At 73.9% G+C, this 13,799-nt stretch carries 13 protein-coding genes; 9 read left to right on the forward strand and 4 right to left on the reverse strand.

Going from position 1 to position 13,799, the window contains the following annotated elements; translation table 11 throughout:
- Window positions 1-43: 43 nt before the first annotated feature.
- The 3 genes from ACFPGP_RS05075 to ACFPGP_RS05085 are packed head-to-tail and all read left to right on the forward strand — an operon-like array spanning window position 44 to window position 3,397.
- A complete protein-coding gene (locus ACFPGP_RS05075) occupies window positions 44-2,272 on the forward strand; it encodes an NADP-dependent isocitrate dehydrogenase (RefSeq protein WP_378587716.1) in 2,229 nt (742 codons plus the stop codon).
- Window positions 2,273-2,309: 37 nt separating this feature from the next.
- The gene (locus ACFPGP_RS05080) at window positions 2,310-2,813 is read left to right on the forward strand and encodes a SigE family RNA polymerase sigma factor (protein ID WP_378587718.1); all 504 of its coding nucleotides are present in this window, start codon (window positions 2,310-2,312) and stop codon (window positions 2,811-2,813) included.
- The gene (locus ACFPGP_RS05085) at window positions 2,810-3,397 is read left to right on the forward strand and encodes a hypothetical protein (RefSeq protein ID WP_378587721.1); all 588 of its coding nucleotides are present in this window, start codon (window positions 2,810-2,812) and stop codon (window positions 3,395-3,397) included. The genes ACFPGP_RS05080 and ACFPGP_RS05085 overlap by 4 nt, the downstream gene beginning before the upstream one ends.
- On the opposite strand, the gene ACFPGP_RS05090 is transcribed toward ACFPGP_RS05085, so the two are convergent.
- From ACFPGP_RS05090 to ACFPGP_RS05100, 3 genes are read right to left on the reverse strand one after another with little or no spacing between them, the layout of a single operon-like run.
- On the reverse strand, window positions 3,387-4,034 hold the full coding sequence (locus ACFPGP_RS05090; RefSeq protein WP_378587723.1) for a ribonuclease FAU-1 family protein: 648 nt from the start codon (window positions 4,032-4,034) through the stop codon (window positions 3,387-3,389). The genes ACFPGP_RS05085 and ACFPGP_RS05090 overlap by 11 nt on opposite strands.
- A gap of 37 nt (window positions 4,035-4,071) precedes the next feature.
- Window positions 4,072-6,789 carry a helix-turn-helix transcriptional regulator gene (locus ACFPGP_RS05095; protein ID WP_378587726.1) on the reverse strand — a complete coding sequence of 906 codons (2,718 nt, stop codon included), beginning with the start codon at window positions 6,787-6,789 and terminating at the stop codon, window positions 4,072-4,074.
- A gap of 44 nt (window positions 6,790-6,833) precedes the next feature.
- On the reverse strand, window positions 6,834-7,070 hold the full coding sequence (locus ACFPGP_RS05100; protein ID WP_378587728.1) for a hypothetical protein: 237 nt from the start codon (window positions 7,068-7,070) through the stop codon (window positions 6,834-6,836).
- Between the two features lie 153 nt (window positions 7,071-7,223).
- Here ACFPGP_RS05100 and ACFPGP_RS05105 point away from each other — a divergent pair, with 153 nt between their 5' ends.
- The gene (locus ACFPGP_RS05105; protein ID WP_378587730.1) at window positions 7,224-8,432 is read left to right on the forward strand and encodes an MFS transporter; all 1,209 of its coding nucleotides are present in this window, start codon (window positions 7,224-7,226) and stop codon (window positions 8,430-8,432) included.
- On the opposite strand, the gene ACFPGP_RS05110 is transcribed toward ACFPGP_RS05105, so the two are convergent.
- A complete protein-coding gene (locus ACFPGP_RS05110) occupies window positions 8,402-9,232 on the reverse strand; it encodes a GNAT family N-acetyltransferase (protein WP_378587732.1) in 831 nt (276 codons plus the stop codon). The two genes, ACFPGP_RS05105 and ACFPGP_RS05110, sit on opposite strands and share 31 nt — an antisense overlap.
- A 93-nt stretch (window positions 9,233-9,325) precedes the next feature.
- On the opposite strand from ACFPGP_RS05110, the gene trpS reads away from it, so the two are divergent.
- From trpS to ACFPGP_RS05135, 5 genes are read left to right on the forward strand one after another with little or no spacing between them, the layout of a single operon-like run.
- The gene (gene trpS, locus ACFPGP_RS05115) at window positions 9,326-10,399 is read left to right on the forward strand and encodes a tryptophan--tRNA ligase (protein WP_378587734.1); all 1,074 of its coding nucleotides are present in this window, start codon (window positions 9,326-9,328) and stop codon (window positions 10,397-10,399) included.
- Window positions 10,400-10,408: 9 nt separating this feature from the next.
- On the forward strand, window positions 10,409-10,930 hold the full coding sequence (locus tag ACFPGP_RS05120) for a 2'-5' RNA ligase family protein (RefSeq protein ID WP_378587736.1): 522 nt from the start codon (window positions 10,409-10,411) through the stop codon (window positions 10,928-10,930).
- A 1-nt stretch (window position 10,931) separates the two neighbouring features.
- The gene (locus ACFPGP_RS05125; protein WP_378587739.1) at window positions 10,932-11,993 is read left to right on the forward strand and encodes a YihY/virulence factor BrkB family protein; all 1,062 of its coding nucleotides are present in this window, start codon (window positions 10,932-10,934) and stop codon (window positions 11,991-11,993) included.
- Window positions 11,990-12,217: an SCO4848 family membrane protein gene (locus ACFPGP_RS05130; protein ID WP_378587741.1), complete on the forward strand. Its 228-nt coding sequence runs from the start codon at window positions 11,990-11,992 to the stop codon at window positions 12,215-12,217. The genes ACFPGP_RS05125 and ACFPGP_RS05130 overlap by 4 nt, the downstream gene beginning before the upstream one ends.
- A gap of 51 nt (window positions 12,218-12,268) precedes the next feature.
- Window positions 12,269-13,291 (forward strand): LLM class flavin-dependent oxidoreductase, encoded by a 1,023-nt coding sequence (locus tag ACFPGP_RS05135; protein WP_378587743.1) that lies wholly within the window; start codon window positions 12,269-12,271, stop codon window positions 13,289-13,291.
- Window positions 13,292-13,799 lie beyond the last annotated feature (508 nt).

Raw genomic sequence — 13,799 nt, forward strand, 5'->3', positions numbered from 1 at the left:
CCCGGTTTGCCGGACCCGAGGACACCCAACTAGCGTCCGAGTCGTGACTGATGCGCAGACGGACGCCCGGATCATCTACACCCACACCGACGAGGCGCCGCTGCTGGCGACCTACTCGCTGCTCCCGGTGGTCGAGGCGTACGCCGCGCAGGCGGGCGTCGTGGTCGAGACCCGCGACATCTCCCTGGCCGGTCGGATCATCGCGCTCTTCCCCGAGCGGCTCACCGAGGAGCAGCGCCTCGACGACGCCCTCGGCGAGCTGGGCGAGCTCGCGAAGACCCCCGGGGCCAACATCATCAAGCTGCCCAACATCAGCGCCTCGCTGCCGCAGCTCAAGGCCGCGATCGCCGAGCTGCGGGAGCAGGGCTACGACCTCCCGGCGTACCCGGAGGACCCGCAGACCGACGAGGAGAAGGACGTCCGCGCCCGCTACGACAAGGTCAAGGGCTCGGCCGTCAACCCGGTGCTGCGCGAGGGCAACTCCGACCGACGCGCACCCGCCTCGGTCAAGAACTACGCACGCCACCACCCCCACCGCATGGGCGCCTGGAGCCCCGACTCGAAGACCAACGTGGCCACGATGGGCACGCACGACTTCCGCTCCAACGAGAAGTCCGTGGTCATCGACTCCGAGGACACCCTCACCATCCGGCTGGTCACGGCCGACGGCGAGACCGTCGTGCTCAAGGAGTCGGTGCCGGTGCTCGCCGGCGAGGTCGTCGACGGCACCTACATGGACGTCGCGGCGCTGCGCCGCTTCCTCGGCGAACAGGTCGCCCGCGCCAAGGCCGAGGGCGTGCTGTTCTCGGCGCACCTCAAGGCCACGATGATGAAGGTCTCCGACCCGATCATCTTCGGCCACGTGGTGCAGGCGTTCTTCCCCACGCTGTTCGAGCAGTACGGCGAGCAGCTCGCAGCTGCGGGCATCTCCCCGAACGACGGCCTCGGCGCGCTGCTCTCGGCCGTCGACCGGCTGCCCGAGGGCGACGCGATCAGGGCCGCGGTGCAGCAGGGCCTCGCGGACGGCCCCGACCTCGCGATGGTCGACTCGGACCGCGGCATCACCAACCTGCACGTCCCCTCCGACGTGATCATCGACGCCTCGATGCCGGCGATGATCCGGATCGGCGGCCACATGTGGGGCCCCGACGGCGAGGAGCACGACACCCTCGCGGTGATCCCCGACTCCTGCTACGCCGGCGTCTACCAGGCCGTCATCGACGACTGCCGCACGCACGGCGCCCTCGACCCCTCCACGATGGGCTCGGTGCCCAACGTCGGCCTGATGGCCAAGGCGGCCGAGGAGTACGGCTCCCACGACAAGACCTTCGAGATCCCCGCCGCCGGCACCGTCGAGGTCGTGAACAGCGCCGGCGAGGTGCTGATCTCCCACGACGTCCAGCCCGGCGACGTCTGGCGCGCCTGCCAGACCAAGGACGACCCGATCCGCGACTGGGTCAAGCTCGCCGTGACCCGGGCCCGCGCGACCGGCTCGCCGGCGGTGTTCTGGCTCGACGAGACCCGCGCCCACGACGCCGTCCTGATCGGCAAGATCGCGGAGTACCTGCCCGAGCACGACACCGAGGGCCTGACCATCGAGATCATGGCGCCGGCCGAGGCCACGACGTACTCCCTCGAGCGCATCCGCCGGGGCGAGGACACCATCTCCGTCACCGGCAACGTGCTGCGCGACTACAACACCGACCTGTTCCCGATCCTCGAGCTCGGCACGTCGGCCAAGATGCTCTCGATCGTGCCGCTGATGAACGGCGGCGGGCTCTTCGAGACCGGCGCCGGCGGCTCGGCGCCCAAGCACGTGCAGCAGCTGGTCAAGGAGAACTACCTGCGCTGGGACAGCCTGGGTGAGTTCTTCGCGCTGGCCGCGTCGTTCGAGCACCTCGCGCAGCGCACCGGCAACGCCCGGGCGCAGGTGCTCGCCGACACGCTCGACCGCGCCACGGGCACGCTGCTCAACGAGGACAAGTCCCCGACCCGCAAGGTCGGCAGCCTCGACAACCGCGGCTCGCACTTCTACCTCGCGCTCTACTGGGCGCAGGAGCTGGCGCAGCAGAGCGACGACGCCGAGCTGGCGGCCGCCTTCTCCGGGCTGGCCACCACGCTGGCCGAGAGCGAGGAAGCGATCGTGGGCGAGCTGCTCGCGGTGCAGGGCCGGCCGGCCGACATCGGTGGCTACTTCCGACCCGACGAGGCCAAGGTCACCGCGGTGATGCGCCCGTCGGCGACGTTCAACGAGGCCCTCGCCTCGCTGTAGGCGGAACCTTTCCGGCGCCCCACCACGTCTCGTGGGCATGACGGGGAGTTTCGAGGAGTACGTCGCGGCGCGCTGGCCGCGTCTGGTGCGCACGGCCGTGCTGATGGGGGTCGACCCCCACACCGCGGAGGACGTCGCCCAGACGGCGCTGTCGCGCTGCTACGTCGCGTGGCCGCGGGTGCGGCGGGCCGAGGACCCGGATGCCTACGTGCACCGGGTGCTCATCAACACGCTGGTCGACAGCCGGCGGCGGCGCTGGTGGGGGGAGGCGCCGACCGCCGTGCTGCCCGAGGGCGGGCTGCCGGACGGCGCGGAGGAGAGGGCGCGGGGCGATGCCCTGCGCACCGCGCTGCTCCGGCTGCCGCTCGGGCAGCGGCAGGTGCTCGTGCTCCGGTTCTACGCCGACCTGACCGAGGCCGCGGTGGCCGAGGCGCTCGGCGTGGCCGTCGGCACCGTCAAGAGCCGGGCCGCCCGCGGTCTGGCCGCCCTCGGCGCGGACCGCGCGCTGGCGGACCTCCTCGTGGACGGAGTGGAGCGATGAGCGAGAACCGACTGGCCGAGCTGATGCGCGAGAGCGCCGACCAGGTGCCCACGGCCTCGGCGCCGCTGGCCGGGATCACGGGCGCCGGACAGCGCGCCCGTCGTACCCGCGCCGTTGGGCTGGCCTGCGCCGCCGCGGTCGTCGTGGCCGCCGGCGTCGCCGTGGCCGGGGCGCTGCCGGGTGGCGACCGCGCCGTGGGGCCGGCGGACCCCGGTCCGACGTACGAGCGCGGCGTCGGTGACGTGCCGGTGTTCCTCGACGTCTCGGGCTGGGAGGTGGGCAGCGACCGGACGCCGCGCGACGCGGAGACCCTGACCGGTGAGCTGCAGCTGGTCGACGAGGAGCGCTGCTTCGTCGTGGGCGACGGGCCGCCGATCTTCTGGCCGCAGGACTACGAAGGCGTGGTGCGGGCCGACGGCACCGTCGACCTGGTCGACCAGGACGGCAAGGTCGTGGCCCACGCCGGCGACGAGGTGCGTCTGCGCGGCAGCACCCGGTCGCCGGCCTCGTGGGGCAACGAGGTCTGCATGCCGGGCCGCACCGAGACGTTCCTGGTGCAGGCCCGGCCCGAGGTCATCGACTGAGCGGGTCGGGCGGGCCGGGGACCTCCCACGACGGGTCGGGCTCGAAGCGGTCCCAGCCGTCGCAGAACGGCGGTCCCCACGCCGCGACCACCGCCTCGATCTCCGCGGCGACCGCCGTGAGCCGCTCGGCCTCGGCCTCCGTGTAGCGGCCCTGCTCGACCGCGAGCGCGAGCTCGTCCTCGTCCTTGCGGGCGACGGTGCGGTCGGGCTCGACCCACACGTCGAGCACCCGGTCCGCGGAGTAGACGGTGTCGTGGTCGCGCTGGTGGGGGTCCTCGATGTTGCCGTACCACCCGAGGAACTCCCCGCTGGTGCCGTCGAAGAAGTGCATCACCGACCACGACCGCCCGGTGGGGGAGACGCGCAGCACGTGGGTGTCGGTCCAGGTGGCGCGTGCCTGCACGGTCGGCGCGGTGAACATCGTGGCCGGGTCGCCGCGGAAGGGCAGGCCGTCGGCGCGGGCCCTGCGGAGCACCGGTGTCCCCTCGGCCAGCCACGTGACCAGGCCGGCGGCGTCGTCGCGGACCACCCGCACGGGCTCGGCCCAGTGCGGCCCGAGGGGGTCGCCCCAGCGCAGGGTGACGATCGTCCCGGCCTCCCAGTACGGCGGCGTGCCCGAGGGCCGTCGTGCGGTCATGAGGAGCGACGGTAGCCGGACCGGTGGACGGCGCCCGTCAGGCCGGGTCGGCCGCGAGCGCGGCGAGCTCGGTGCGCGAGGTGATGCCGAGCTTGGCGTAGACGTTGCGCAGGTGGAAGTCGACCGTGCGCGGGCTGATGAACAGCCGCCCCGCCACCTCCTTGTTGGACAGGCCCTGCCGCACCAGCGCGGCCACCTGGGCCTCCTGCGCCGTGAGCTCGGTGGGCGCGACGTCGGGGCCGCGGCGGGCCCGCTCGCCCGACGCACGCAGCTCCTGTCGCGCGCGCTCGGCCCAGAGCACCGCCCCCAGCTGCTCGAACGTGTCGAGCGCCGACCGCAGCGGCACCCGGGCGTCGGTGCGCCGCCGGTTGCGGCGCAGGAGCTCGCCCAGCGCCAGCTCGGTGCGCGCCCGGGCCGGAACCCGGGTCGACTGCTCGTGCCAGCCGAGGGCCTCGCGGAGGTGCTCCTCGGCCGCGCCGTCGGCCAGCAGTGCGCGGCCGTGGTGGCCGACGGCCCGGGCCCACGCCATCCCGGTACCCGCGGCGAAGTCCTCGACGTCCTCCACCCAGGCCTCCGCCAGGTCGCTGCGTCCGGCCCGCACGGCGGTCTCGATCCGGTCGATCGCCGCCATCCCCTGCACGATCGGCAGCTGGACCTGCTCGAGGTGGTGCAGCGCCGTCGCGACCGCGACACCGTCCTGGCGCGCCGCGGCCCAGTGGCGCAGGTCGGTCACCAGGCCGCCGGTGGCGCCGCGCGGCGGGTGCCGGTCGAGGGTCTCGTCGAGCTCGGCCAGGAGCCTGGGTGCCTCGGGGTCGCCCCGCAGCGCGGCGACCACGGCCAGCTCGACCAGCGGGAACGGGGTGATCTCGTCGAGGCCCAGCGACCGGTCGAGCAGCAGCGCCTCCTGGGCCGCCGACGCGGCCTCGTGCCACGCGCCGGTGGCGATCCGGAACACCGCACCCCGGGTCAGGGCGTGCTCGACCATGTTCACCGCGCCGGCGTCCCGTGCGGTGCGGAGCTGGAGGTCGTGCAGGGCGAGCGCCCGGGCGTCGTCGCCGAGGTGGATGGTCGCGATCGCGACGTTGGGCGGCAGCAGCGGGTGGGCGTCCGGGCCGAGCGGCGTCTCACAGGCCCGCCGCAGCGCGGTCGCAGCGGTCGGCCAGTCGCGGGCGGCCACGGCGGAGAAGCCCTCGAGCAGCCACCCCGTCACGAGGTCGGCGTCGGAGGCGCCCGGCCCGGGAGCCGGGACGACCGTGCGGGGATCTGGCGCGTCGTCGGCCCGGGCGCCGAACGCCGCCAGTGACGAGGCGAGCATGGCCAGCACGCGGGCCCGCGCGGGGTCCACGTCCGCCACCGTCGCCGCGGCCTGGCATACCGTGCGGTAGCCCTCGTCGAGCGAGCGGGTGTTCCACTCCACCTGGCCGCGCAGCTGCAGCAGCTCGGAGCGCAGGAGGGCGTCGTCGGTGTCCACGAGGGCCGCGCGGACGAGCTGCTCGGTCTCGAGCGGGCGGCCGGCTGCGAGGCTCGACTGCGCCGCCGCGAGCAGCCGGCGTGCCCGGGCCTCCGGGTCGGGCGTGAGCTCCGCGGCGCGGGCCCAGGCGGCGGCCGCCGCCTCGTGGCCGCCGCGCCTGCGGGCCCGGGTGGCCGCCTCGTCGAGCGCCGCCACGACCTCGTCGTCGGGCTCGTCCACCGAGGCGGCCAGGTGCCACGCCCGCCGGTCGTCGTACGGCGTGCCTGCCAGGGCGTCGGCCAGCGCCCGGTGGGCCTGGCGCCGGCGGGTGGTGGTGGTGGCGCCGTACACCGCCGAGCGGACGAGGGGGTGTCGCAGCGCGAGGTCCCCGTCGCGGCTGGTGACCAGCCCGGACTCCTCGGCCTCGTCGAGCGCCTCGGGGCCGACGCCCAGGGCGCCGGCGGCGCGCACGACGGTCGACGTGCGCCCGGAATCGTCCGCGGCGGCGAGGAGCAGCAGGGTGCGGGCGTCCGGCGGGAGGCGGTGGTAGCGGTCGAGGAACGCCCGCTCGATGCTGCTGGTGACCGGCAGCCGGTCGGGCAGCCGCTCCCGCCCGGAGAGCTGCTCCGCGGTGAGGGCGCGGGTCAGCTCGACGAGGCCGAGCGGGTTGCCGCCGGTGGCGGCCAGGAGCTCCGCCCGCACCTCGGGCGCCACCGGGCCGGGTGCCTGGTCGGCGACGATCTCGTCGGCCGAGGCCTCGTCGACCCCGGAGACCCTCAGGGCCGGCAGGTCGTGCTCGGTGGCCTGCTCGCCCTCCCGGGCGGCGAGCAGCATCGCCACCGGCTCCCCCTCCAGCCGGCGCGCGGTGAACAGCAGCGCCGCGGTCGAGGCGTCATCGAGCCAGTGCGCGTCGTCGACGACGGCCAGCACGGGCTGTCGCGAGGCCGCCTCGGACAGCAGGCTGAGGGTGGCGAGGAAGACCAGGTGGCGGTCGCCGACGCTGGCGTCGACCTCGCCGAAGGCCGCGCGCAGGGCGGCGGCCTGCGGCGCCGGCACGTCGTCGAGGTGGGCGGTGACGGGGCGGAGCAGCTGGTGCAGCGCCGCGAAGGCGAGCGGGGCCTCGGACTCGACGCCCTGGGCGCGCAGCACCGTGAAGCCCTCGGCGCGGGCCACGGTGTCGGCGACCAGCGCCGACTTGCCGGCGCCCGGCTCGCCGCGCAGCACGAGGACCGAGCCCGACCCGGAGCGTGCCCGGTCGAGCAGCTCGTCCAGCGCGGCCTGTTCCCGCGCCCTCCCGCGCAGCACAGCGTCACCCTAGGACACGCCCTCGGGGCTCACAGCGGCCGCGGTCAGTCCCGGACGCGGCAGCCGAGACGTCCGAGCGCGTCGACGACGTCCGCGCGGTCGACGGGCCGGGCGGCGGTGACCACGAGGATCCCGGCCCCCACGTCGAGGTCGGCCACGCGGACACCCGCCAGCCGCTCGAGCCCGGCCACGACCTCGTCCGCCACGTGGTGGCACACCGGGCCGCGCAGGCGCAGCGTCACCGCGCCGACGAACGTGCGCGGCGTACCGCTCAGCACCATGGGGGACTCCTGCGACGTGGGGTGGACCGGGGACGTGCCACCACGCTAGGGACGCCGGCGTCCCGGGACACCGGGCAAATGGCCGGGATGTGCCCGGGTGACCGTGCCTGCGGAATAGGCGTTCCCGCGCCCCGGGTTGGAGCATGGGTGACGATGACCGAGACCGCCACCGCGCCGCCGACCACCACCACCGCCCGCCACTTCCGGCTGGCCGTGCTGGCGCTGGCCATGGGCGGCTTCGCGATCGGCACCACCGAGTTCGTGACCATGGGCTTGCTGCCGCAGATCGCCGCGGGCGTCGGGGTCTCGATCCCGACCGCCGGCCACCTGATCTCGGCCTACGCGCTGGGCGTCGTCGTCGGCGCGCCCGTGCTGGCCTACTTCGGCGCCCGCTGGCCTCGCCGCGGGCTGCTGGTCGCGCTGATGACGGCGTACGCCGTGTTCAACGCCGCGAGCGCCCTGGCGACGAGCTACGACGCCCTGCTCGTGGCGCGCTTCCTCGACGGGCTCCCGCACGGGGTCTACTTCGGTGTCGCGTCGCTGGTCGCCGCCAGCCTGGCCCCGCTGGGTCGGCAGGGGCGCGCGGTGGCGATGGTGATGCTGGGCCTGTCGGTCGCCAACGTCGTGGGCGTCCCGGCGGCGACCTGGCTGGGGCAGACCCTCGGCTGGCGCTCGGCGTACTGGTCGGTCGCGGGCCTGGCGCTGGTCACCGTGGCGCTGGTGCTGGCGTTCGTCCCGTCATGCCCCGGCGACACCGAGGCGACGGGTCGCCGTGAGCTGACCGCCTTCGCCAAGCCGCAGGTGTGGCTCACCCTGCTGGCCGGCGCGATCGGGTTCGGCGGCATGTTCGCCGTCTACTCCTACATCGCCCCGATCGTGACCGACGCGGGCGGGCTGGGGCAGTCGGCGGTGCCGGTCTTCCTCCTCGTCCTCGGCCTCGGCATGGTGGCCGGCACCTGGGTCGCCGGCGAGCTCGCCGACTGGTCGGTCTTCCGGTCGCTGCTCGGCTCCTCGCTCGGGCTGGGCGTGGTGCTGGCGGTCTTCGCGCTGCTCGCGCCGTACGGCTGGGTGGCGCTGGTCCCGGCGTTCTTCATCACCGTGCTCGGGTCGGTGCTGGTGGTGAACCTCCAGCTGCGCCTGATGGACGTCGCCGGCGACGCGCGCACGCTCGGCGCGGCGATGAACCACGCGTCGCTCAACCTCGCCAACGCCCTCGGCGCCTGGCTCGGCGGTCTCGTGATCGCGGCCGGGTACGGCTACACCGCGACCGCGGTGGTCGGCGTCGCGCTGTCGCTGGCCGGCTTCCTGGTGATCGTGGTGTCGGCCCGGGTTCAGGTGAGGTCGGTGGACAGCAGGTCGTAGCAGGCGTGGTCCGCGAGCCCGTCGCGGACCAGCACCGACCGCCGCTCGGTGCCGATGTAGGTGAAGCCGCAGGTCTCGATCACGTGCCGCGACGCGGTGTTGCCCACCGCGGCGAAGGCCGCGAGCCGCCCCAGGCCCAGCGCGCCGAACGCGTGCCCGATCGCGAGCCGCACGGCGGCGGTCATCACGCCGCGGCCGCGGGCCGCCGGGTGGGTCCAGTAGCCGACCTCCGCCGAGCGGCCCGCCACGAGGTCGAACAGCGCGAGGGAGCCCAGCAGCTCGTCGGTGGCCGGGTCGGCGACGGCCCAGCCGACGGCCGTGGCGTCGGCCAGCACCCCCCGGCGGTCCTCGAGGTAGGCCTCGGCGTCGGCGAGCGTGTACGGGACCGGCAACCGCCCCAGCCAGTACGCCGTCCGCTCCTCCGAGCAGGCCTCGACGATGCGCGGAGCGTCCTCGGCTCGCCACGGGCGCAGCCGGACGAGGTCGCCCTCGAGCACCGGGCAGTCGAGCCAGGTGGTGGCGGGCTCGCGGGGGTCCGAGGCGCCGAGCGTCAGCAGCCACGCGTCGCGCCGGGCCCGCTCACCCACGGACGGCCCGAACCAGCCGGGGACGGTGCCGCTCACGCGGAAGCCCGACTCCCAGGCCAGCCGCCGCGCGCTCCAGTCGCCGACCGCGACCGGCCACACCACGAGCGCGGTGCCCGCGCCGTACGCCTCGTCCAGCGCGGCGTCCAGCCACCCGTGGTCGGGCGCCCCCGGCGCCTCCAGCACGACCCGTTCCCCGTCGGTCTGCATCAGCATGCCGCGCACCCTGCCAAGACCCGCCCCGGCCGGGCAAACCGATATGCCCGACCGGTGCGGGAGCGGTTGCGCGCCGGTGACAGAATGCCGCCCATGTCCGCTCCGACCACCGCTCCCGAGGTGGCCGTCCCGGGGTCCGCGACCGGCGGTGCCCGTCCGCGCGTGCTCTCGGGCATCCAGCCCACCGCCGACTCGTTCCACTTCGGCAACTACCTCGGCGCGCTGCGGCAGTGGGTCCACCTCCAGGAGGACCACCAGCCCTTCTTCTTCATCGCCGACATGCACGCGATCACCGTCGAGCAGGACCCCAAGGTGCTCCGTGAGCGCTGCCTGCGGGCCGCGGCGCAGCTGCTCGCCATGGGTGTCGACCCCGAGCGCTCGGCGATCTTCGTGCAGAGCCAGATCCCGGCCCACGCCCAGCTCGGCTGGGTGCTGCAGTGCCTCACCGGCTTCGGCGAGGCGCGGCGGATGACCCAGTTCAAGGACAAGTCCGCGAAGGGGGGCGAGGGCGCCGCCAGCGTCGGGCTCTTCACCTACCCGATCCTCCAGGCGGCAGACATCCTGCTCTACCGGCCGCACTACGTGCCGGTCGGCGAGGACCAGCGCCAGCACCTCGAGCTGACCCGTGACCTCGCCCAGCGGTTCAACCACCGCTACAAGAAGACGTTCCGGCTCCCCGAGCCCTACATCCTGAAGTCGACGGCCAAGATCACCGACCTCCAGGACCCCACCGCGAAGATGTCGAAGTCGGCGTCCTCGCCCGGCGGCATCATCGAGATGCTCGACGACCCGCGGGTGAGCGCGAAGAAGATCCGCTCCGCGGTCACCGACTCCGGCTCGGAGGTGCGCTTCGACCCCGAGGAGAAGCCCGGCATCAGCAACCTGCTCACCATCCACGCGGCGCTGACCGGCGAGTCGGTCACCGCGCTGGAGGAGCAGTACGCCGGGCGTGGCTACGGCGACTTCAAGAAGGACCTGGCCGACATCGTGGTCGACGTGGTCACGCCGTTCCGTGACCGGACGCTCGAGCTGCTCGACGACCAGGCCTACCTGACCAGCGTGCTGACCCGCGGCCACGAGCAGGCGAACGCCGTCGCCGAGGCGACCCTGCGCGACGTCTTCGCGCGTGTCGGCTTCGTGGCCCCGGCCCTGCCACCGGGTCAGTAGGGTCGACGGATGCCCACCATCGGCGTCGCCATCGCGATCCCCGAGCCGTGGGGAGGCGAGCTCCAGCGCTACCGCGCCTCCATCGGCGACCGGACCGGGGCCGGGATCCCGACCCACATCACGCTCGTGCCTCCCGCCGAGGTGGCCGACGGCGAGCTGGAGGCCGTCGAGCAGCACCTGACCGAGGTCGCCGCGGGTGCCCGCGCCTTCACGGTGCACCTCCGCGGAACCGGCACCTTCCGCCCCGTCTCCCCGGTCGTCTTCGTGTCGGTCGTCGAGGGCATCTCGGGCTGCGAGCAGCTGGCCTCCGCGGTGCGCAACGGTCCGCTCGCGGTCCAGCTCCAGTTCCCCTACCACCCCCACGTCACGGTCGCCCACCACCTCGACGACGACGCGCTCGACCGCGCCTTCGCCGACCTGGCCGACTTCGAGTGCGTCTTCGCCGCGGCGGAGTTCCACCTCTACGTGCACGACGACGAGTCCGGGTGGCGTCCCACCCGCGAGTTCCCCCTCCAGCCCGCGGCGGGCTGAGGTGTCCGCGGCCACCGAGCGCGCCGCGGCCCGGCTCGACGCCGCGCGCCGCCGCAGCGGGCTGCTCGACCACGTGGTGCGCGCCGGCCAGCACTACGGTCGCGTCCAGGGCTCGCAGTGGGCGGGCGCGATCACCTACTACGGGTTCCTGTCCTTCTTCCCGATCCTGGCGCTCGCCTTCGCGGTGGTGGCGCTGCTCGCCACCGTCTACCCCGACGGGCAGGACGACCTGACCACCGCGGTCAATGCACTGTTCCCCGGCCTGATCGGCACCGACTCCGACCAGATCTCGCTCGCGGAGGTCGAGTCCGCCGCCCGCACCGTGGCCGGCCTCGGTCTGCTCGCCCTGCTCTACTCGGGTCTCAGCTGGTTCTCGAGCATGCGGGTCGCGCTGGCCGTGGTCTTCGAGGTCCCGGTGCCCGAGCGACCCAGCTGGGTGCTCGGCAAGGTCCGCGACCTCGTCGCGCTCCTGCTGATCGGCGTGGCGCTCCTCCTGGCGGTGGCGCTGACCGGGTTCGTCACCGGCTTCTCCAGCGAGGTGCTCGACTGGGTCGGCGTCGACTCCGACTACGGGCTGCTGCTGCGGCTGGTCACCCTGCTCTTCGGCCTCGCCGCGAACACGGTGCTCTTCTACGCGCTCTTCCTGCTGCCGACCACCCCGCACGCCCCGCGGCGCGACCTGTGGTCCGGGGCGTTCGTCGGCGCCGTCGGGTTCGAGGTGCTCAAGCAGCTCTCCGGCGAGCTGCTGGGCCTCACCAAGGACAAGCCAGCCTTCCAGGCGTTCGGGGTCGCGCTGATCCTCCTGGTCTGGATCAACTTCTTCTCCCGCGTCGTCATCCTCGCTGCGGCCTGGGCGCACGAGGCGCCGGCCTCCCGGGCCGTGCGCGACGCGCTCGCCGTGGAGCATGCCCGCGAGGAGGACCTGGCGCGGGTGGCGCGGCTCGCGCCGCCGCCGCCGGAGCGCGACCGGCGCGCCTCCGCCCGGGCGTTCGCCGCGGGCGGCGCCACCGTGCTGACCGTGGTGGCGGCGTTGCGCCGTCCCCGACGAAAGGACAACCCGTGAAGTTCGAGCGCAAGCACGCCCTCCTGCTGCTGGCCGTGGCGGTGTGGAACGTCGTCACCTTCGGCAACTTCGCCAAGAACCTCTGGTCCGCCTACGAGGCGGGGGAGGAGCGCGCCACCGGCTACTGGGTCGCGCACACGCTGCTGATCGTCGGCAACTTCGTGATCGCGGGCCTCCTCGGCGCCCTGGGGCTCAAGGCCCTGCGCGCCTCGCGGGACGCCTGAACCACGACATGCGGGCGGAACATCCCGCCCCGCCCAGCGGTTGGAGCCGACGTGAAGAAGAAGATCGGGTTCCTGTCCTTCGGTCACTGGTCGCCCTCACCGCACTCGCAGACGCGCTCCGCGTCCGACGCGCTGCTGCAGTCGATCGACCTCGCGGTCGCGGCCGAGGGGGTGGGTGCGGACGGCGCGTACTTCCGGGTGCACCACTTCGCCCGGCAGCTCGCCTCGCCGTTCCCGCTGCTGGCCGCCGTCGGCGCCCGCACCAGCCGGATCGAGATCGGCACCGGCGTGATCGACATGCGCTACGAGAACCCGCTCTACATGGCCGAGGACGCCGGCGCCGCCGACCTGATCTCGGGTGGACGGCTCCAGCTCGGCATCAGCCGTGGGTCACCGGAGCAGGTGATCGAGGGCTACCGCTACTTCGGCCACGTCCCCGCCGAGGGCACCGACCACGCCGACATGGCCCGCGAGCACGCGGCGATCTTCCTCAACGTCATCTCCGGCGAGGGCTTCGCCGAGCCCAACCCGCGGCCGATGTTCCCCAACCCGCCCGGCCTGCTGCGGATCGAGCCGCACTCACCGGGCCTGCGCGACCGGATCTGGTGGGGCGCCGGCACGCGCAGCAGCGCGGAGTGGGTCGCCGAGCAGGGGATGAACCTGATGAGCTCCACCCTGCTCACCGAGGACACCGGCGTCCCGTTCCACCAGCTGCAGGCCGAGCAGATCCAGCGCTTCCGCGACCGCTGGGCCGAGGCCGGACACGACCGCGAGCCGCGGGTCTCGGTGAGCCGCAGCATCTTTCCGATCACCTCCGACCTCGACCGGGCGTACTTCGGCCAGGAGGCGCGCAGCGAGGACCAGGTCGGCTTCATCGACGGCGGCCAGGCCCGCTTCGGCAAGACCTACGCCGGCGAGCCCGAGCAGCTCGTCAGGGACCTCGCCGAGGACGAGGCGATCGCCGCCGCCGACACCCTCCTGCTCACCGTGCCCAACCAGCTCGGCGTCGACTACAACGCGCACGTCCTCGAGAACGTGATGACCCACCTCGCCCCGGCGCTCGGCTGGCACTGAGCCACCGAGGCCGTCCGTCCCGCCGGCGGCGCCTCTTCCTTGGTCGCACGTGCGACCAAGGCGACGGGGCGGCCGCCAGCGTCATGCGTTCCGCCGGTCAGGACCGGCAACGTGCATGACCTCCCGGGACGCACTCAACTGCCGAAGTCAGGGCGTTTGACTCTGGGAAACCGAGGCGTAGGCGGCGATGCTGGAGATGTGAGAAGCGCACAAGTAGGCATGCGCCGAGGCGTGCATCGGGCCCCCCAGTCTCGGCCCGGAAGTTTCCACGCCCCGCTGGTTGCCCGCGAACTGGATGCGACGCAGGTTGTGGTGCGGGTTCGCTTCCGAGTTCCGCCACGGCACTGATTCGCCAGTCCACGGACGTCGTCCTCGTTGCCAACGCCTAGGCACGGTGCTCTCGCACGCTCCTCCTGTTCCGCCAGCGCTGCCTCAGGCAGCCCCAACCGAGGAGTCCCCATGGTGCAGACAATCGAGCGGGTCCCCGTCCGCGCGGGACCGAGCTCCG

It is taken from the genome of Nocardioides taihuensis (assembly GCF_042657275.1).
Classification (GTDB): Bacteria; Actinomycetota; Actinomycetes; order Propionibacteriales; family Nocardioidaceae; genus Nocardioides; species Nocardioides taihuensis.

What these genes read in the sequence shown, in the direction of transcription:
- ACFPGP_RS05080 (WP_378587718.1), top strand. Translation starts at nt 2,310, where the DNA reads ATGACGGGGAGTTTCGAGGAGTACGTCGCGGCGCGCTGGCCGCGTCTG.
- ACFPGP_RS05085 (WP_378587721.1), top strand. Translation starts at nt 2,810, where the DNA reads ATGAGCGAGAACCGACTGGCCGAGCTGATGCGCGAGAGCGCCGACCAG.
- ACFPGP_RS05090 (WP_378587723.1), bottom strand. Translation starts at nt 4,034, where the DNA reads ATGACCGCACGACGGCCCTCGGGCACGCCGCCGTACTGGGAGGCCGGG.
- ACFPGP_RS05100 (WP_378587728.1), bottom strand. Translation starts at nt 7,070, where the DNA reads ATGGTGCTGAGCGGTACGCCGCGCACGTTCGTCGGCGCGGTGACGCTG.
- ACFPGP_RS05105 (WP_378587730.1), top strand. Translation starts at nt 7,224, where the DNA reads ATGACCGAGACCGCCACCGCGCCGCCGACCACCACCACCGCCCGCCAC.
- ACFPGP_RS05110 (WP_378587732.1), bottom strand. Translation starts at nt 9,232, where the DNA reads ATGCTGATGCAGACCGACGGGGAACGGGTCGTGCTGGAGGCGCCGGGG.
- trpS (WP_378587734.1), top strand. Translation starts at nt 9,326, where the DNA reads ATGTCCGCTCCGACCACCGCTCCCGAGGTGGCCGTCCCGGGGTCCGCG.
- ACFPGP_RS05120 (WP_378587736.1), top strand. Translation starts at nt 10,409, where the DNA reads ATGCCCACCATCGGCGTCGCCATCGCGATCCCCGAGCCGTGGGGAGGC.